Origin of the sequence: Chryseobacterium oryzae (assembly GCF_022811665.1) — a bacterium.
GTDB lineage: Bacteria > Bacteroidota > Bacteroidia > Flavobacteriales > Weeksellaceae > Chryseobacterium > Chryseobacterium oryzae.
Genome location: NZ_CP094529.1, coordinates 1,129,400 through 1,147,563, shown reverse-complemented (window position 1 = coordinate 1,147,563; position 18,164 = coordinate 1,129,400). Strand labels below are relative to the sequence as shown.

At 34.1% G+C, this 18,164-nt stretch carries 16 protein-coding genes; 13 read left to right on the top strand and 3 right to left on the bottom strand.

Annotated elements, in window-relative coordinates:
* Nucleotides 1-8 precede the first annotated feature (8 nt).
* The 9 genes from MTP08_RS05325 (at nucleotide 9) to MTP08_RS05285 (ending at nucleotide 10,337) form a co-directional block, all read left to right on the top strand.
* Nucleotides 9-1,424 (top strand): leucyl aminopeptidase family protein, encoded by a 1,416-nt coding sequence (locus MTP08_RS05325; protein ID WP_243577365.1) that lies wholly within the window; start codon nucleotides 9-11, stop codon nucleotides 1,422-1,424.
* 141 nt (nucleotides 1,425-1,565) lie between these two features.
* Nucleotides 1,566-2,777 carry an ATP-grasp domain-containing protein gene (locus tag MTP08_RS05320; protein ID WP_243577364.1) on the top strand — a complete coding sequence of 404 codons (1,212 nt, stop codon included), beginning with the start codon at nucleotides 1,566-1,568 and terminating at the stop codon, nucleotides 2,775-2,777.
* Between the two features lie 62 nt (nucleotides 2,778-2,839).
* On the top strand, nucleotides 2,840-3,553 hold the full coding sequence (locus MTP08_RS05315) for an alpha/beta hydrolase-fold protein (RefSeq protein WP_243577363.1): 714 nt from the start codon (nucleotides 2,840-2,842) through the stop codon (nucleotides 3,551-3,553).
* Nucleotides 3,554-3,577: 24 nt separating this feature from the next.
* Entirely contained in the window at nucleotides 3,578-4,666 is a 1,089-nt protein-coding gene (locus tag MTP08_RS05310) for an SPFH domain-containing protein (protein ID WP_243577362.1), read from the top strand.
* 18 nt (nucleotides 4,667-4,684) lie between these two features.
* Nucleotides 4,685-6,076, top strand: a complete 1,392-nt coding sequence (locus MTP08_RS05305; protein ID WP_243577361.1) for a TIM44-like domain-containing protein — start codon at nucleotides 4,685-4,687, stop codon at nucleotides 6,074-6,076.
* A 36-nt stretch (nucleotides 6,077-6,112) separates the two neighbouring features.
* The gene (locus MTP08_RS05300) at nucleotides 6,113-7,066 is read left to right on the top strand and encodes an ATP-grasp domain-containing protein (RefSeq protein ID WP_209390173.1); all 954 of its coding nucleotides are present in this window, start codon (nucleotides 6,113-6,115) and stop codon (nucleotides 7,064-7,066) included.
* Between the two features lie 25 nt (nucleotides 7,067-7,091).
* The gene (locus MTP08_RS05295; protein WP_209390172.1) at nucleotides 7,092-8,210 is read left to right on the top strand and encodes a carboxylate-amine ligase; all 1,119 of its coding nucleotides are present in this window, start codon (nucleotides 7,092-7,094) and stop codon (nucleotides 8,208-8,210) included.
* A 32-nt stretch (nucleotides 8,211-8,242) separates the two neighbouring features.
* Nucleotides 8,243-9,076: a type 1 glutamine amidotransferase gene (locus MTP08_RS05290; RefSeq protein WP_209390171.1), complete on the top strand. Its 834-nt coding sequence runs from the start codon at nucleotides 8,243-8,245 to the stop codon at nucleotides 9,074-9,076.
* Between the two features lie 76 nt (nucleotides 9,077-9,152).
* The gene (locus tag MTP08_RS05285) at nucleotides 9,153-10,337 is read left to right on the top strand and encodes a hypothetical protein (protein WP_243577360.1); all 1,185 of its coding nucleotides are present in this window, start codon (nucleotides 9,153-9,155) and stop codon (nucleotides 10,335-10,337) included.
* Nucleotides 10,338-10,397: 60 nt separating this feature from the next.
* Here the strand turns inward: MTP08_RS05285 and cphA are convergent, their stop codons facing one another.
* Nucleotides 10,398-13,025: a cyanophycin synthetase gene (gene cphA, locus MTP08_RS05280; protein ID WP_243577358.1), complete on the bottom strand. Its 2,628-nt coding sequence runs from the start codon at nucleotides 13,023-13,025 to the stop codon at nucleotides 10,398-10,400.
* A 201-nt stretch (nucleotides 13,026-13,226) separates the two neighbouring features.
* Here cphA and MTP08_RS05275 point away from each other — a divergent pair, with 201 nt between their 5' ends.
* The 4 genes from MTP08_RS05275 (at nucleotide 13,227) to MTP08_RS05260 (ending at nucleotide 16,225) form a co-directional block, all read left to right on the top strand.
* A complete protein-coding gene (locus MTP08_RS05275) occupies nucleotides 13,227-14,111 on the top strand; it encodes a cyanophycinase (protein WP_209390168.1) in 885 nt (294 codons plus the stop codon).
* Nucleotides 14,112-14,152: 41 nt separating this feature from the next.
* Entirely contained in the window at nucleotides 14,153-14,971 is an 819-nt protein-coding gene (locus MTP08_RS05270) for a GLPGLI family protein (RefSeq protein WP_243577357.1), read from the top strand.
* 69 nt (nucleotides 14,972-15,040) lie between these two features.
* A complete protein-coding gene (locus MTP08_RS05265) occupies nucleotides 15,041-15,880 on the top strand; it encodes an isoaspartyl peptidase/L-asparaginase (protein ID WP_243577356.1) in 840 nt (279 codons plus the stop codon).
* A gap of 102 nt (nucleotides 15,881-15,982) precedes the next feature.
* A complete protein-coding gene (locus MTP08_RS05260; protein ID WP_209390165.1) occupies nucleotides 15,983-16,225 on the top strand; it encodes a YtxH domain-containing protein in 243 nt (80 codons plus the stop codon).
* A 51-nt stretch (nucleotides 16,226-16,276) separates the two neighbouring features.
* On the opposite strand, the gene MTP08_RS05255 is transcribed toward MTP08_RS05260, so the two are convergent.
* Together MTP08_RS05255 and MTP08_RS05250 are read right to left on the bottom strand one after the other, a co-directional pair.
* Nucleotides 16,277-17,077, bottom strand: a complete 801-nt coding sequence (locus MTP08_RS05255) for a class I SAM-dependent methyltransferase (RefSeq protein ID WP_243577355.1) — start codon at nucleotides 17,075-17,077, stop codon at nucleotides 16,277-16,279.
* 91 nt (nucleotides 17,078-17,168) lie between these two features.
* Nucleotides 17,169-18,158, bottom strand: coding sequence for an aldo/keto reductase (locus MTP08_RS05250; RefSeq protein WP_243577354.1), 990 nt, complete (start codon nucleotides 18,156-18,158; stop codon nucleotides 17,169-17,171).
* Nucleotides 18,159-18,164 lie beyond the last annotated feature (6 nt).

Here is an 18,164-nt window from a genome sequence, read left to right as displayed (position 1 = left end):
TAGTTATAATGAAATTATACAATAAAGTAGATAAGCAATACAGTCAGATATTCGAACTTTTCACAGAAGAATCATGGAAAAACAATTCCAAAAAATACAATAAAAATACTGCCCATTTTTTTTCCGGTAAAAAGAATGAAGTATTTGTACAAACTAATGAAGAAAGCATTATTTACTTCATTGGCTTAGGAAAAGAAAATTCAGAAAACTTTGAATTTCAACAAGTCGGAATGAAATTTTCTCAATCACACAAAAAAAACATTCAGTCTGTAAAAACACTTCTAAGTGCCGATTTTATTTTAGAAAAACAATTTGAAGAATTTTTTAAAGGACTTTACTTAGGAACTTACCACTATCCGTTTGAAGAAAATCATCCGTTTTGGAAAGATGCTTTCGAATTGCATTTCAGCAACATCAGTCAGAAAAAACTAGATAAGATTTCAGAAAGAACCTCAGCGATTTGCGAAGGTCAGTTTGCCTGTCAGGAATGGCTCAACAAACCTGCTAACTTTAAAAAGCCGGATATGCTGAGTGATTTCTTAAAGAATACTGCAAAAAAATACAATCTGAAATACACATGTTTCAACAAAAAGAAATGTGAGAGTCTTGGTTTGGGAGCTTTTTTAGCTGTTAATCAGGGAAGTGCTTATGATGCCGCTTTTACTATTTTGGAATACAAATCTTCAGAAAAAAATGCAAAAACCTTCGGATTAGTAGGTAAATGTGTACTTTTTGATACTGGAGGAATCTCCATTAAACCATCAGACAATATGCATTATATGAAATCTGACATGGGTGGAGCAACCGCAGTAATTGGAGCACTTATTTATGCTTCAAAAATGCAGCTTCCAATAAACATTACGGCAATTTTACCTATTACCGATAATGCAGTTTCGGAAAATGCCTATCTTCCAAGTGATGTTATCACCGCCTACAACGGAAAAACTATAGAAGTTCTGAACACCGATGCAGAAGGAAGAATGACATTAGCAGACGGACTGTCTTATCTTACCAAAAATTACAAAACCGATGTTCTTATTGATTTGGCAACTCTTACCGGTAGTTCTGTAAGAATGTTTGGCGATACTTGCGGAGCAATGTTCTCCAACAATGAAGAACTGAAAAATACACTGATTAAATCTGGAAACAAAACCAATCAAAGGGTTTGGAATTTACCACTTTGGGATATTTGGATGGAAGATTTTAAATCGGATGTTGCAGATTTTAAAAACATCTCCATGAAGCCTATAGGAGATTGCATTATAGCGGCAAAATTTCTAGAACAGTTTATAGAAAACCATCCCAATTGGGCACATTTGGATATTGCCGGAGTTGCATTTGGAAATGTAGGATATGCAAAAGAAAAGGCAGCAACTGGTTATGGCGTACAATTATTAGCGGATTTAATTGAAAATTATCATTAAAAATTAGTTTTTTTCAAAATTTCTCTGTATAATTGATTAGTAAATTTAAAAAAGCTTAGCAATTATTAAATTTTAATATTAAATAATTAATAAACAAAAGCTTTTATTTTTTATAATTTAACAAAATTTAAAAATCACTATATGAAGGAGAAAACCATCGTGTGTATTTCGTGCTATTACAAAGGATACGATTTTATGGACGAAATGAAAAATCTTGGCAATAAGATTATCCTCATTACTTCCGAAAATTTAAAAGAAAAAAATTGGCCTTGGCATGCAATAGATGAAGTTTTTTATATGCCAGAAGTAAAACCTTCGGTATGGAATCTCGATCATCTTATTCAGGGGTTTTCTCACTTAATGAAAAGCCGAAAAATAGATGCTGTAATCGCTCTCGACGATTATGATGTAGAAAAGGCAGCTCTCATAAGAGAAACCTTCCGAATTCCGGGAATGGGACAAACAACCCATCGCTATTTTCGGGATAAACTTGCCATGCGGCAAAAAGCAAAAGATTCAGGTATAAATGTACCAGAATTTACGGCTGTTTTTAACGATCAGGAAGTTCAGGATTTTACCGAAAAGGTTCCTGCTCCATGGGTTTTAAAACCAAGATCCGAAGCTTCTGCTTCTGGTATAAAAAAATTAAAATCTCAGGAAGAACTTTGGAATGCATTAGAACAATTGGGTGAAGAGAGACATTTGTTCCTTTTAGAAAGCTTCAAACCAGGAGATGTTTATCATGTTGACAGTTTAACTTTCAATAAAGAAATTGTATTTACCTCAGCTTCAAAATACCTTGCTCCACCGATGCAGGTTTCTCATGAAGGCGGAGTTTTCAGGACAAAAACATTGGGCAGATATTCCGATGAATTTAAAGCTTTGGAAAAGGTTAACGCTAAAGTTTTATTAAGCTTCGGGCTTCTAAATGGGGCTACTCATACCGAATTCATTAGAAATAGAGAAGATGGAAAGTGGTATTTTTTAGAAACTTCATCGCGGGTTGGTGGAGCTCATATTCCAGACTTGGTAGAAGCATCCAGCAACATCAATATTTGGAGAGAATGGGCAAAAATAGAAGATGCATTACTAAAAGGTAAAAATTACGAAGTTGCCAAACCAACAGGTTATTACTCAGGATTAATTGTAGCGTTAATAAAGGATATTTCACCAAATTACAGTGATTTTGAATGCGAAGAAGCGGTAAAGTTTATTCCGATAGATTATCATGTAGGAATTGTTTACAAGTCTAAAGACGCTCATGTCGTGCAGGAAAGGTTAGATTTTGCAGCAGAAAAAATTCAACTAGAGATGCTTAATATTCTTCCTCCAAAAGATAAACCGAGCTCTTAGAATTAATTTAGAAATTAACTTAACAAAACTATTTATTAAGACACATTTTAAAAAAAATTTAAATGCCAAAAATAGAACATACAGATTATTATTCTCATATATTAGGAACAAGCCTTAAAGTAGAAGTTACGGGACATTACGGTTATCCGATAATCATGTTTCCTACTTCGCAGGGTTTATATACTCAAAATCACGATTTTCATCTGAACAGCAGCATTAATTATTTTGTTGAACAGGGTAAAGTAAAGCTGTATAATATTCAGACCATTGATGCATGGAGTTTTTACGATGAAAATATTTCGCCTCAGCAAAGAATCAGAAATTACGAAAAATATGTGCAGTTTTTAATTCAGGAGTTTGTTCCGTACATTCAAAAGATGCATCAAACCCATAGAGTTGCTGTTGCGGGAGCAAGTTTCGGAGGTTATCATGCTGCCAATTTTGCATTCAGATTTCCTGATGTTGTATCTCATTTATTTTGTCTTTCCGGTGCATTCAGTATCAGAAATTTCATGGATGGATATTCGGACGAGCTGGTTTATTTTAACTGCCCGAGAGAATTTGTAAGAAACGACGAAGCATGGAAATACAAACACATGCACATTGTTCTAAGCACATCAGACGAAGATATTTGCAGAGATAAAAATGTAGAAATGGCAGAAATTTTATCTTCTAAAGGAATCAATTTTTGGTACGACGAAAAAAAATGGATCAACCACGATTGGCCTTTATGGAGAATGACTTTTCCTATTTACATTGAAGCTTTTTTTAATTAATTTAACACACAACAACCAAGAAAAATGGGTTTATTTGATAGACTTAAACAGGAATTTATTGATATTATAGAATGGACGGATAATTCCCAGAATACCATAGTATGGAAATTTCCGAGATTCAATAACGAAATTAAAATGAATGCGAAACTCACTGTAAGAGAATCGCAGCAAGCAGTTTTTTTTAATGAAGGAACAATAGCAGATGTTTTCAACCCGGGAATGTACACTTTACAGACCCAGAATATGCCTATTTTGGCTACTTTAAAAGGTTGGAAATACGGTTTTGAAAGTCCATTTAAAGCAGATGTATTTTTTGTAAACACCAAACAGTTCATCGATCAGAAATGGGGGACAAAAAATGCCATTGTGCTTAATGATGACCGATTTGGAATGATTGAGCTGAGATCTTTCGGAACTTTTGCTTTCAAGGTTATTGATGCAGGAAAATTCATCAAAGAAATTGCAGGAACCAACGATACGTACGAAACAGAAGACGTTATAGGACAGCTAAAAAGTATTATCGTTACCAAATTTTCTTCCGCCATTGGAGACGGAAGCATTCCTATTGATAAATTCGCTGCCAATCTTGAAGATTTATCGCGAATTTGTCAGACAAAATTAAATGATGAATTTGCCGGTTACGGTTTAGAAATTACCAAATTTTTAATTGAAAATGTTTCTATGCCGGAAGATCTTAAAAAAGAAATTTTTGAATATTCTAGATTAAACAAATTGGATATGCAGAAACTTTCTCAATTTAAAGCTGCGCAAAGTATAGAAATTGCAGCAGCCAATGAGGGCGGACTTGCAGGAATTGGTGCAGGAATTGGTGTAGGAAATGCAATGGCTGGAGTTTTCACTCAGAATCAGACATCTTCTGCAGTTCAGTCTGCTCCTCCTCCATTACCTTCTTCTGCACAATATTTTGTGGCGGTGAACGGACAGCAGACTGGTCCTTTCACTATAGAACAGCTCTTGCCTTTGGTACAAAACGGAAGTCTTTCTGCAACCACCCAGGTTTGGAAAAATGGAATGGCAAATTGGGATTCAGCAAATAGTTTAGATGAACTCAAAAATCTGTTTGCCAACACACCACCACCTTTACACAATTAAAAAAGAAGAAATACAGAGGTGAAAAGAAAGTATTATTTCGGATTTTTACTGTTTTTATACAGTCTTCCCAATTTATACGCAAGACTTGGTGGCGGTGGCGGTAGAAGCAGCAGAAGCAGCTCTAGAAGCAGTGGAAGCAGTTGGAGTTCTTCTGGTCATTCTTACAGCAGTCATTCTTCAGGAGGTGGAGGAAGTTCTTCCATCAGTCCTGTTGTAATTATCATTTTTATTGTGATCTGTATTGTTGTTTATTTCTATTTAAAGAAAAAATTTCCGAGCATGTTTGGAAATACACTTACAGACAACAATCAAAATTTTGTTGATGAGTATACGGATGTTCCTTTACCGGACGGATTAGATAAAAAGAAACTCACCTTTGCATTCAGAGAAATGCAAAAAGCCTGGCAAAACAAGGATTTGAAGAATGTACGCAAATGGATGTCAGACGGTATGTATCAAAGACTTCATACCCAGATTTCTATTATGAATACTCTTTCGCAACGCAACGAGTTAAGTAATCTTAGGATAGAAAACATCCGAGTTGCCGATTTAAGAAAAGATAATGGCTACGATGTTACCGATATTGAGTTTATTTTTTCGGTTCGCGACAAATTTATAAGTGAGATTTATCCAAAATTCAATGAAGATTACGACGAAGAAAATATAGTTGAATACTGGACTTTAATCCGAAAACAAAACGTAGAAAGCAAAGATCTATACACCAGTAATAATTGCCCAAATTGTGGCGATGTTTTATCGGATGATTTAGGTGAAATAAGCAGATGCAGCAGTTGCGGAACACTGGTGAATAATGCTGCTTATGACTGGATTTTATGTGAAATTACACAAGAAGACGATTATGAAGGAGAACAGGATGTATTGCTGGATCAGAACTTTTTATCACTATTTACTCACGATAAAGAATTTGCAGTTCAGAAGATGGAAGACATCGCTTCCAATATCTTTATGCAGATTATGGAAGTATTTTCGGGAGGAAAAATTGATAAACTGGATAAGTTTTCAGATGAAAATACTCTTTCACAGCTCATCAGTATAAAAAACAGTTATAATGGTATCATATTCAATCGTTTATATACCAATTTTGTAACATTGGATGATTATTCTGTTGAAGGAAATATTATTGATCTTAAGTTTAAAATTTCAGCAACTTACTCTGAAGTAAAATTGGCAAACAATACAATACAAAAAGTAAATGAACTGGAAACACAAGAGTTTTACATGACGTTATCCAGAAATAAGGATGCTGTTTTACCTTTAGAAATATCTTACAGCCACGAATGTCCGAATTGTGCTGCACCGTATGATGATACTACATTAGACAAATGCTCCTACTGTGGATCTCCATTTGTGGATAAAAGTAAAAATTGGGTTTTAACTCATTTTGAATAATTAATAATATAAAAACAAAAAATAAACAATAAGATTATGGCAAAAAAAGTAGGAATTTTATTTGGGATGGAAGATACTTTTCCATGGGCATTTATAGATAAAGTAAACGAAATGGGCGGAGGTGAAATTATTGCCGAACCCGTTAATATTGATAAACTTGAACAAGGTGCAGATTACGGATATGCAGTTATTATCGACAGAATTTCTCAGGATGTTCCTTTTTACAGAGCATACCTTAAAAATGCAGCACTGAACGGAACTTACGTAATCAACAATCCATTTTGGTGGAGTGCCGATGAAAAATTTTTCAATAATGCATTGATGTCTAAATTGGGAATTCCTTTACCGAAAACCGTTTTATTACCCTCTCACGAAAGACCTGAAAATACTTCAGAAACCTCTTTCAGAAACCTTAAATTTCCTCACGATTGGGATTACATTTTCAATTATGTAGGATTTCCGGCATATATGAAACCTCACGATGGCGGTGGTTGGAAAAGTGTTTACAGAGTAGAAAACCCTGAAGATCTTTGGAACAAACTCAGCGAAACCGAGCAGCTTGTAATGATGGTTCAGGAAGAAATTGTATTCCAAGATTATTACAGAGTATATTGTTTGGGGCAAAAATATGTACACATAATGCCTTATGAACCTAGAAATCCTCATCATCTTAGATATGCAACCACACATCAGACTGAAGGTGAAGATTTAAAAAAATTATTAAAAACCATCCACGATTATACATTAAAGATGAATAAGGCTTTAGGATACGACTTTAATACCGTAGAATTTGCTGTAAGAGACGGCATTCCTTATGCAATCGACTTCTGTAACCCTGCTCCGGATGCTGATAAAAACTCTGTTGGAGAAGAAAATTTTGCGTGGATTGTAGAACACGCTGCCAAATTAGCTATAGAAAAAGCTAAAGAATATGTTCCCGGAAAACCAAATATTTCTTGGGGTACATTCGTGAAAGATTCTGTAAAGTAATTATCATTAAAAAAAACACAAGAAAATGCATCAATTTACTATTGGAATCGAGGAAGAATATCAGATAATTGATGTGGAAAGCCGCGATTTAATTTCTCATGTTTCTAAAATTATAGAAGGTGGAAAAGCTGTTTTAAGCGAAAACTTAAAGCACGAAATGCACGAATCTATGATTGAAATGGAAACAGGAATATGCCAAAACATTCAGGAAGCAAAAGAAGAACTTACCAATCTAAGAAGACACCTGATAAAAACAGCTCATGAACAGGGACTCCGTGTTTCTGGCGGAGGAACACACCCATTCTCCAACTGGGAACACAATACCATTACCAATGGAGAGCGATATAATAAAATCGTAGATGACATGGGCGATGTTGCAAGAGGGAATCTAATTTTTGGTCTGCATGTTCACATTGGGATTCCTAATCGTGAAGAAGGAGTAAGAATTCAGAATGTAATGCGTTATTTTTTACCACACGTATATGCATTGTCTACCAACTCACCTTTTTGGATTGGTAGAAATACAGGTTTTAAATCTTACAGACAGGAGGTATTTGTAAAATTTCCGAGAACAGGGATTCCGAGCTTTTTCAATTCTCTTTCAGAATTCGACAGTTATGTTGATCTTCTTGTGAAAACAGGAACTATTGATAATGCTAAAAAAATCTGGTGGGATCTAAGAGTACATCCTTTCTATCCTACCATTGAGTTTAGAATTTGCGACATGCCTTTAAGAATAGAAGAAACGGTATGTCTTGCAGCAATTATGCAAAGTCTTGTGGCTAAAATTTATAAACTCCATCAGCAGAATTTAAGTTTCAGAAGCTATAGAAGACTGCTTTTAAATGAAAATAAATGGCGGGCTTCCAAAGAAGGAATTCATTCTAAACTTATAGATTTCGGAAAAGAAGAATCTGTACCTTATCCTGATTTACTGAAAGAACTTTTGGAGTTTATAGATGATGTTGTAGACGATCTTGGCTGCCGAAAAGAAGTAGAATATGCATGGAAAATTCTGGAAAACGGAACCGGAGCAGACCGACAGCTTAAAATTTACGAAGAAACCGGAGATTTGAAGAAAGTAGTAGATTACATGATTTCTGAAACTGAGTACGGAATTACCCATAGCCAAGCTGCTTTATAAATTTTTAATAACTTTGCCGAAATTTTAAAGTTATGACAGAGGTAAGAATTGCGTTGCTGGATATGAACAACAACCATGTCAATCAGGGATTTAGAAATATTAAAGAGATTTCAGAAACTTTTAAAAACGAATCTAAAGAAGAAATTTCTATCGAAACTTTTGATGTAAGGTTTAAAAACGAAATACCCAATATTGAAGATTTTGATATTTTCATTTCATCTGGCGGACCTGGAAATCCTCACAGAGAAGGACATGCATGGGAAGATAAGTTTGCCGATTTTCTGGATTCTGTTTATCGCCATAATCTTGAAAATGATCATAAAAAGTATCTTTTCCTTATTTGTCATTCTTTTCAGCTTGCAAGCATTCATTGGAAATTAGGAGATATCTGCAAAAGAAAATCCTATTCTTTCGGAGTAATGCCGGTACATAAAACGCAAGAAGGTAAAAGTGAATTTTTGTTTAAAAATTTACCCGATCCTTTTTATGCTGTCGATTCCAGAGCTTATCAGTTTATAAAACCAGATACGGATCGTTTTGAGGAACTCGGAATGCAGATTGTTGCCATCGAAAAATTCAGACCTCATATAAATTTGGAGAGAGCGGTAATGGCTATTCGTTTTTCTGATGAAATTTTTGGCACACAGTTTCATCCTGAAGCGAATCCTGCAGGAATGATAGAAAATCTTAAAGACGAAAAAAATAAAGAAGCCATGATCGAAAATTTCGGGATGGAAAAGTATCTTGAAACAGTAGACCGCATGAATGATGAAGATAAAATCATTCTCACTCAGGCTCAGATTTTACCTCGGTTTTTACATTCAGCGAAAAGAAACATTTTAAAAAAAAATGAAATTTTAGTCTGAACAAGAAATAAAAATTAAACAAAAAATCGAGCAAATTACTGCTCGATTTTTTAAATCACAAAAAAGAAGAAAAAATATGATTTCCAAATACAGAAAACAGTTTAATAAAGAATTTACTCCGCAAAAATATGAGGAAGTTCAAAGACTTTTGATGGAAAAAAGCGGTATTCAGCCAAGTTTCAGGCTTTCAGAAAGTCCTTTATTCTTAACTAAAGAATTTGAGGCTAAATTGCTGGATGCAAGCAACAGCATTATCGAACAGATTAAAAATTTACCTGAAGGAACCCTTGAAAAAGCTATTCCGGAGAATTGCAAAGTTCCTAATGATACTCAACAGCCGCATTTTTTCACAATCGACTTTGGAATTTGCCGAAACGAAAACGGAAACATAGAACCTCAGTTGATAGAACTTCAGGCATTTCCTTCTCTATTCGCTTTCCAAAAAGTTTTCGAAGATACCCTTTGTGAAGTTTATCCTTTTCTTTCGGATCTTCAAAATGAATTAACTTCAGAAGATTTAAAAAAATATTTATCAGAATTAATTATAGGAGAAGAAAATCCTGAAAATGTAATTTTACTGGAGATTTTTCCTGAAAAACAAAAAACTTTAATCGATTTTGTTTTAACTGAAAAACTTTTAGGTATAAAAACAGTTTGTCTTACCAAAGTAAAAAAAGAAGGCAAAAAACTTTTTTATGAAAATAAAGGAAAGAAAATTGAAATTAAAAGAATCTATAATCGTGTAATATTCGACGAATTAGATAAAATACCTAATCTTAATCTCGAATTTGATTTTCGTGAAGATGTCGATGTAAAATGGATTACCCATCCGAACTGGTTTTTCAAAATTTCAAAATTTCTTTTACCGATGCTGAATCATCAGTTTGTACCGAAAAGTTATTTCCTACATGAATTTCCAGCAGATGAAAATCTTGAAAATTTTGTATTGAAGCCTTTATTTTCTTTTGCAGGAAGCGGAGTTAATCTAAATCCCACAAAGGAAATTACTGATGCTATACAGGATAAAGAAAATTATATTTTACAGAGAAAAGTAAATTACGAACCTATTTTTGAAGATATTAACGGAGAATTTTCAAAAGCTGAAATCCGTTTACTGTATATTTGGAGAGAAAATGACGACTACCCTATTCTTATTGAAAATCTTGGAAGAATGACGAAAGCAGCTATGGTAAATGTAGATTTCAATAAAAAAGATGCCATCTGGATTGGAAGTTCTACTGCATTTTTTGCTGAAGAATAAATCTCTCAGAAATAATAATCAAAAAAAAACGGTGGCATCTTCGATGCCGCCGTTTTGTATTTATATTTTGCCATCTTCAAGCAATTCTCTTGCCTGATAATCTTGCACCAAATCTATTGCATTAGAGATAACATCACTTAATGCTGTAATAAAAGTACCCTCTTCTGCCATGCTCATCGCATGTTTCAAAGCTTCAATTTCTTTAGGGATAATTTCGTAGCTTACATCTCTTCCGGATGCCTGAATCCCGTCAATTATCAATCCGTTAATTTCCTCTTCCGTTCTTCCTCTAAGATGTTTTTCGTTGCGAATGATGATATAGTCGAACATTCTTCCGGCAATAGTTCCGCAAAGTTTAATATCTTCATCTCTTCGGTCTCCCACTCCAGAGATAATTCCTATTTTTTTGGTAGATTCAACATTTTTCAGATAATCTTCAATAGCTTCATATCCTGCAGGATTGTGTGCAAAATCTATAAGAACCTTAAAGTTTTTAAACTTGAAAACATTAAGTCTTCCCGGAGTAAGCTGTGCACTTGGGATAAATGTTCTTAAAGAATTAGAAATATCTTCAATCCCAAAACCATACAGGTAACATGCTAAACTTGCTGCAAGAATATTCGCAATCATAAATTTAGCTTTTCCTTCCATGGTAATCGGGAAATCTTTTGCTTTACCAATTCTTATTTTCCAATCGCCTTTTTTAATCGTCACAAAACCTTCTTCATAAACACAGGTCGTTCTGCCTTCTTTTGCGAATTTCTTAATGTATTCATTATTTTCATCCAAACTAAATAAAGCAACCTGACTTGGCAAATCATTAATAATCCTCATAGAATATTCGTCATCTGCATTCATTACACTCCATCCGTTCTTCTTAACACTGTCCAGAACAACTCTTTTTACTCTGGTAAGATCTTTAAGATTATGAATATCATTCATCCCCAAATGATCTTCTTTTATATTGGTTAAAACTCCAATATCACATTGCCCAAAACCTAGACCAGAACGTAAAATACCACCTCTCGCCGTCTCTAAAACAGCAAATTCTACGGTAGGATCTTTTAAAATAAATTCAGCGGAAATAGGACCCGTTGTATCTCCTTTTGTGAGCATGGTATTCTGAATATAAATACCATCCGAAGTAGTAAAGCCTACTCTGTACCCATTGCTTTTTACGATATGTGCGATAAGTCTTGTTGTGGTTGTTTTACCATTGGTTCCGGTTACAGCAATAATTGGAATAGTAAAAGGTTTTCCCGGTGGATAAAGCATATCTACAACAGGCGCCGCAACATTTCTTGGAAGTCCCTCACTTGGAGCAAGATGCATTCTGAAACCAGGAGCTGCATTCACTTCAATAATAGCTCCGCCACTTTCTTTTAAAGGTTGAGTAAGATTTTCTGCCATGATATCGATTCCGCAAACATCCAAACCGATAATTTTCGAAATTCTTTCAGCCATTGTAATGTTTTCCGGATGAACCATATCGGTTACGTCAATGGATGTTCCTCCTGTAGACAAATTGGCTGTTGATTTTAAATAGACTACCTCTCCTTTTTGCGGAACAGTTTCTAATGTATAATGAAGTTTGTCTAATAATTCTAGAGTATCTTTATCTACATTGATGTCGGTTAACACATTTTCGTGTCCATATCCTCTTCTAGGATCTTCATTTTCTTTATCAATTAATTGTTGAAGATTACATTCTCCATCACCCACAACATGTGCCGGAACTCTTCTTGCTGCAGCTACCATTTTATTATTGATAACCAAAACTCTGAAATCGTAGCCAGTAATATATTTTTCAACAATAACTTTTTTAGAATATTTCTGAGCGTGTTCTAGCCCTATTAAAGCAGCTTCAATATCATTTACATTAATAGATGAACCTTTACCGTGATTACCATCCAAAGGTTTTATCACAACGGGAAATCCTATCTTTTTAACAACATTTTTCAAACCGCCTTCATCCATAATGAGATCTCCCATAGGAACAGGAATTGCGGCATCATGAAGCATTCTTTTGGTAAGTTCTTTATTACATGCAATATCTACGGCAATCGAACTTGTTTTTCCGGTAATTGTAGCCTGAAACCTTTCCTGATTTACCCCATAACCCAACTGAACCAAAGAATTATTACCCAATCTAATCCAAGGAATTTTTCTTGAAACAGCTTCCTCTACAATACTTCCGGTAGAAGGACCCAATCTTACGCGTTCACGGATTTCTTTTAATTTTTGAATACAGGCATTAATATCGTATTCTTTATTTTCTATTAATGCTACTGCAATGGCAACAGATTGTTCTGCGGCATAAATTCCTGCATTTTCTTCGATATAATCGAATACCACATTATAAACACCAGGAGTTTTGGTTTCTCTTGTTCTTCCGAAACCGGTATCCATACCTGCAAGAGTCTGAATTTCGAGAGCAATATGTTCTATCACATGTCCCATCCAAGTTCCCGTTTCAATTCGGTGAAAAAAACCACCTCTTACACCTTCCGAACAACGATGGGTTATAAGAGACGGTAAAAGTTCTTCTATTCTTTCTCTAAAACCTTCAATTTTATTGGTGGGGAAATTTTCCATTTCCTCAAGATCCAGCCTCATCTGGATTAATTTTTTTCTTCTTATACTCCAAATATTTGGACCTCGAAGTGCCTGTATTTTTTCAATTTTCATAGTTTAGTTCCGTAATTTCTTATCATTAATAAAAACATCATTTCATATCAAAGATAATGCAAAAGATGAAAAAAATATTAAATTCTTTTGAAGATTTACGAAAAAATATATTTATTCGGTAAAAGGTTACAAATCAATTTCATTCCGATAAAAACATCAATAAATTTCATCATCAAATTATAATTTTTTAATTTTGCAACCATGAAACCTGTTGGAAAATTAATTATTATCGGCGGAGCTGTGAATAAAGGCAGCTTTACAGAAACCGATTATGATCAGAATGTAGAAAAAAATCTAAACTTTTTCGAGCGCGGAATTTTAAGAAAAATCATTACTGAATCTAAAAATAAAGAGAATTCTATTATAGAAGTAATTACAACTGCTTCGCAAATTCCACAAATTGTGGGAGCAGAATATAAAAAAGCTTTCGAGTTTTTGGGAGCTAAAAATGTGAATATTCTTGATATCCACAACCGCGAAGAAGCCAACTCTGATGCTATTGTGGCAAGAGCCAATGCAGCAGATGTGGTAATGTTTACCGGTGGAGATCAGCTGAGATTAACTTCCATACTTGGAGGAACCAGATTTCACGACGCTATTTTGCTTAAATATCAGGAGCAGGATTTTATTTATTCCGGAACTTCTGCCGGTGCAGCTGCCGCATCAGAAAACATGATTTATCAGGGAAGCAGTTCGGAAGCCTTGCTTAAAGGTGAAATAAAAACTACGCAAGGACTTGGTCTTATAGATAATGTAATTGTAGATACCCATTTTGTACAGAGAGGAAGAATTGGTAGACTTTTTCAGGCTGTAGTAAATAATCCAAGAACTTTGGGAATTGGTTTAGGAGAAGATACCGGGCTTTTTATTCATAATGATGTGATGACAGCCGTAGGGTCTGGACTGGTAATTATTGTAGACGGAAGATTTATTAAAGATACCAATCTTACCAATATTAATTTGGGAGAGCCAATTTCTATTGATAATCTTATTGTACATGTAATGTCTATGAACGATCATTATGATCTTAAAACCAAAACTCTTACGATAGAAAATTCGCAGTTTAATCCTATTCCGCAGACATAAAATTGGGTGAAATTCCGCTGAAATTTGCTTAGCAGTAGAAAATGAAAAAAATTATCTTCATTCTATCTTTACTATTTTTTGTGAAATCTTTTTCGCAAACTCATAGATTCATTTATGAGTTGCAAATAAAATCTAACACCCAAATTCCCAAAACAAATATGGTTTTGGATATTGACAAAGAGTATGTAAAGTTTTATGATTATGATTTTATTAAAAATGACTCATTAAGTAAAAAAACGGGACACAATTATCAAACAAATACACAAACAGACCAGCTCATTCTAAGGAAAATTAATACGTTTGAAAACAAAGCCTTTCACGATAATATGTTTGATTACTTTGTAATCAACTCAAAGGATGAAATGATTTGGAAAATTGATAATGACACCAAAAAAGTAGGTGAATATACTTTGCAAAAAGCAACCACCAATTTTGGTGGTAGAAACTGGACCGCCTGGTTTTGTCCAAGTATTCCGTTTCAGGAAGGACCATATAAATTTCGTGGACTTCCCGGTTTAATTTTTCAACTAAGTGACGACAAAAACAATTTTGAATACTCACTGGTGAAAAGCACCAACCTTAATGAAACTTTTGATACCAGCAATTTTTTAGAAACTCATTATGGAATAAAACCGGTTTCTGTAAATTTAAAACAATTTTACAAGGTAAAACTCGATTATTACCACGATCCTGTTTCTGAAATGAGAAACAACCTGAAAAATGGAGGTACAATTATTATTAACGGAAGTAAAATAACAAGTCAGGAACAGCTGGATCAACAGAGGAAATTCGTACAGGAAAATATAAAAAAGTATTATTATCCTATTGAACTGGATAAAGCTATTCCTTATCCTAATTAATCTTCAGTTTTAATTGTATTGAGCTTAGCTTAAATACTATATTACTCATCATCTCTCAAAAAAATTCTTATGAAAATCATCATCCACGGAGGATTTTTCTCCGAAAGCGACCAAAGTAAAGACACAAAGATTGCCAAGCAAAACTCTTTAAAAAGTATTGTTGAAAAGTCTTTTGAATATTTAAAAAATCATTCGGCAGTAGAAACGGTTGCGTATGCGGTATCTCTTCTGGAAGATGATGAACTTTTTAATGCAGGAATAGGTTCGCAAATTCAAAGTGATGGAGTTATAAGAATGAGTGCAGCCTTAATGGACGGTACTACTCAAAAAATGAGCGGAGTAATTAATATTGAAGATATAAAAAATCCAATATTTGTAGCCCAGAGACTTATGAAAGAAGACGACAGAGTTTTAGGCGGAAGCGGAGCCAAAAAATACGCTTCTGAAAACGGATTCGAAAACTTTTCTACAGAAATTCCTCAACGCAGAAAAGAATACGAAGAAAAGCTAAAAAATGGAGGAAAAGGAACAGTTGGCTGTGTCGCTTTAGATAAAGATTTTAAACTTGCAGTGGCAACTTCTACAGGAGGAAAAGGTTTCGAAATTCCCGGAAGAATATCAGATTCTGCCACTGTTGCAGGAAATTACGCCAACGAATTCTGTGCCGTAAGCTGTACCGGTGTAGGCGAAGATATTGTAAGTAATGCAACGGCTGCCAAAATAGTAACACGAGTTACCGATGGCTTAAATTTAAAAGAAGCTTTTGATAAAACATTTACCGAATTAAAAACTATTGACGGTTTTGCGGGTGCCATTGCCATAGATAAAAACGGAAATCTATACCATCAGGATTCTTATCCTACAATGGTATTTGCAAGCTACGATGGAAATCAGTTTGAAATATTCTAATAAAAATTAACATTTTTTTATTATTACCCTTTTGTTTTTTGGCACACATTTTACATAGTTATTATTAATAAATTTAAAATAACAATTAAAAAATCAGAAATCATGGGAAATAAAACAAACGGACTTTTAGCTTTATTAGGATTAGGTGCTTTAGCGTATTGGAAATACAAAAAATCTACTCCAGAACAACAACAAGCGGTGAAAGATAAGATTAATAATGCAAAAGATAACATCAACAAATGGGGTAATGATCTAAAAGACAAAGCCAATGATGTTGTTTCTCAGGCACAAAACAAATTTGATGAAGCAAAAACTAAAGTAGAAGATACAGCTTCAAACATTTAAAATCTACGATATATATATTATTCAAAAAATTCATATATACAGAAAAAGTCATCAGTTAGATGACTTTTTTTGTGCTTTTAGGGCATATACCATTGGGATTTTATTCCCAAACTTTATTGTACGCCATTTACCTTTTTCAAATTCTTCTATATGTTTAAAACATGGATAAGGCGACCAGTCTAACTCTTTAAAGATTTGAATTTCCAAATTTTCATTAATTAAATTCTGAAAAACTTCAGAAAGAGAATGATTCCACATTACATAATCCTGTACAATATCGGCTGAAAAATCGGCATAAGTTCCTTCGTACGTTTCTGCAATGGGCTTTTCGTTGAAATAGTTATAAGAAACATTTTCAAAATCATCATCATACATCCAAACCACAGGATGAAATTCTGCCATAATAAATTCGCCGCCCGGCTTCATATATTTACTTACAACTTTTGCCCATTTTTCAAGATCAGGAATCCAGCCTATTGTTCCATAGCTTGTAAATACAATGTCGAATTTCTTATCTAAAACATTCGGTAAATCATAAATATCCGAGCAAATAAATTCTACTTTTTGGTTACACTTTTCAGCAAGATTGTTCCCGGCTTCGATTGCTTTGTCCGAAAGATCTACTGCTGTAACGTTCGCTCCCATTCTTGAAAGAGATATTGAATCCTGACCAAAATGACACTGAAGATGAAGAATAGATTTACCTTCAATATTCCCCAACAGTTCTAATTCTATGGAGTTTAAAGAGGTACGCCCATTTAAAAATTCTTCCACAAAATAAAAATCTGACTGAAGATGGGCATCCACCTTTGCATTCCATGATTTTCTGTTTATTTCGAGATAATCTTGCATTTTTGCTTTTCTTGTAAAAATAAGAAATTTATAAACTTATTTGTATGTTCCACATAAAAAAACCTGCATCGAAGCAGGTTTAGAATTACAATTATATAGGAAGTTGTGCTTTTTCATACACCAATCCTTTTTCTTTAAGTTCGAGCCAGAATTGCTTAGGAATTTCTGTATTCCAAGCTTTCATATTATCTTTTACCTGTTCCGGTTTGCTGGCTCCGGGAATTATGGATGCAAATTCGTCGGCAGACAAAACAAACTGTAATGCAGCATCTACAATGCTAATATTATATTTCGATGCAATTTCTGAAATCTGATTTCTTTTCTCTGTCATTCCTTTAGGAATAACATCTTTATAATTATACCGATCTCTCCCATTGATAAATCCCGAATTAAATCCCGCTCCGGAAACTAACTTTACACCAGCTTTTTTTACTGCAGGTAACAATCTATCTACAGCGTCTTCATGTTCTAAGATAGAATATTGTGTGGCAGATAAGCAAATATCTGGATCTGCAAATTCCAGACAATCTAATATAGGTTCTATTTTATTAACACCCATTCCCCAAGCTTTAATTATCCCTTGATCTCTCAAATCTGATAAAACTTTAAAAGCTCCATTTTTAGCCTGTTCCAAAAAATAATCATACCTGTCTCCTACCTGATCTTCGGATAAATCGTGAACATACACAATGTCGATATGAGTTAAACCCGTCCTTTTTAAACTTTCATCAATAGATTTTTTAATTGCATCTGCAGTATAATTATGCTCAAAATCGAAATTCAATGGATCCTTCCACATTGTTTTTGGGACTTCGCCTGCTGAAACTTCTGTAAAAAGCCTTCCCACTTTGGTAGAGAAAACAAAATCTTCTCGTTTTTTCGTCTTTAAAAATTCGCCAAATCTTCTCTCACTCTTTGTAAGCCCATACCATGGAGAAGTATCATAATATCTTATTCCTTCATTCCAGGCTTTATTTAAAATTTCGAACGACTGTTCATCCGTCAGTTTTTCGAAAGCAGTTCCTATTGCAACTCCACCTAATCCCAGCACGTGTTCTTTTCGTAAAATGTCTTTACTCATAATCAA

Excerpts from the sequence above, each read along its gene's own strand:
- MTP08_RS05250 (WP_243577354.1), bottom strand. The coding sequence starts at position 18,158 with ATGAGTAAAGACATTTTACGAAAAGAACACGTGCTGGGATTAGGTGGA.
- MTP08_RS05290 (WP_209390171.1), top strand. The coding sequence starts at position 8,243 with ATGACAGAGGTAAGAATTGCGTTGCTGGATATGAACAACAACCATGTC.
- MTP08_RS05320 (WP_243577364.1), top strand. The coding sequence starts at position 1,566 with ATGAAGGAGAAAACCATCGTGTGTATTTCGTGCTATTACAAAGGATAC.
- MTP08_RS05310 (WP_243577362.1), top strand. The coding sequence starts at position 3,578 with ATGGGTTTATTTGATAGACTTAAACAGGAATTTATTGATATTATAGAA.
- MTP08_RS05325 (WP_243577365.1), top strand. The coding sequence starts at position 9 with ATGAAATTATACAATAAAGTAGATAAGCAATACAGTCAGATATTCGAA.
- MTP08_RS05255 (WP_243577355.1), bottom strand. The coding sequence starts at position 17,077 with ATGCAAGATTATCTCGAAATAAACAGAAAATCATGGAATGCAAAGGTG.
- MTP08_RS05300 (WP_209390173.1), top strand. The coding sequence starts at position 6,113 with ATGGCAAAAAAAGTAGGAATTTTATTTGGGATGGAAGATACTTTTCCA.
- MTP08_RS05295 (WP_209390172.1), top strand. The coding sequence starts at position 7,092 with ATGCATCAATTTACTATTGGAATCGAGGAAGAATATCAGATAATTGAT.
- MTP08_RS05270 (WP_243577357.1), top strand. The coding sequence starts at position 14,153 with ATGAAAAAAATTATCTTCATTCTATCTTTACTATTTTTTGTGAAATCT.
- MTP08_RS05260 (WP_209390165.1), top strand. The coding sequence starts at position 15,983 with ATGGGAAATAAAACAAACGGACTTTTAGCTTTATTAGGATTAGGTGCT.
- MTP08_RS05315 (WP_243577363.1), top strand. The coding sequence starts at position 2,840 with ATGCCAAAAATAGAACATACAGATTATTATTCTCATATATTAGGAACA.
- cphA (WP_243577358.1), bottom strand. The coding sequence starts at position 13,025 with ATGAAAATTGAAAAAATACAGGCACTTCGAGGTCCAAATATTTGGAGT.
- MTP08_RS05265 (WP_243577356.1), top strand. The coding sequence starts at position 15,041 with ATGAAAATCATCATCCACGGAGGATTTTTCTCCGAAAGCGACCAAAGT.
- MTP08_RS05275 (WP_209390168.1), top strand. The coding sequence starts at position 13,227 with ATGAAACCTGTTGGAAAATTAATTATTATCGGCGGAGCTGTGAATAAA.
- MTP08_RS05285 (WP_243577360.1), top strand. The coding sequence starts at position 9,153 with ATGATTTCCAAATACAGAAAACAGTTTAATAAAGAATTTACTCCGCAA.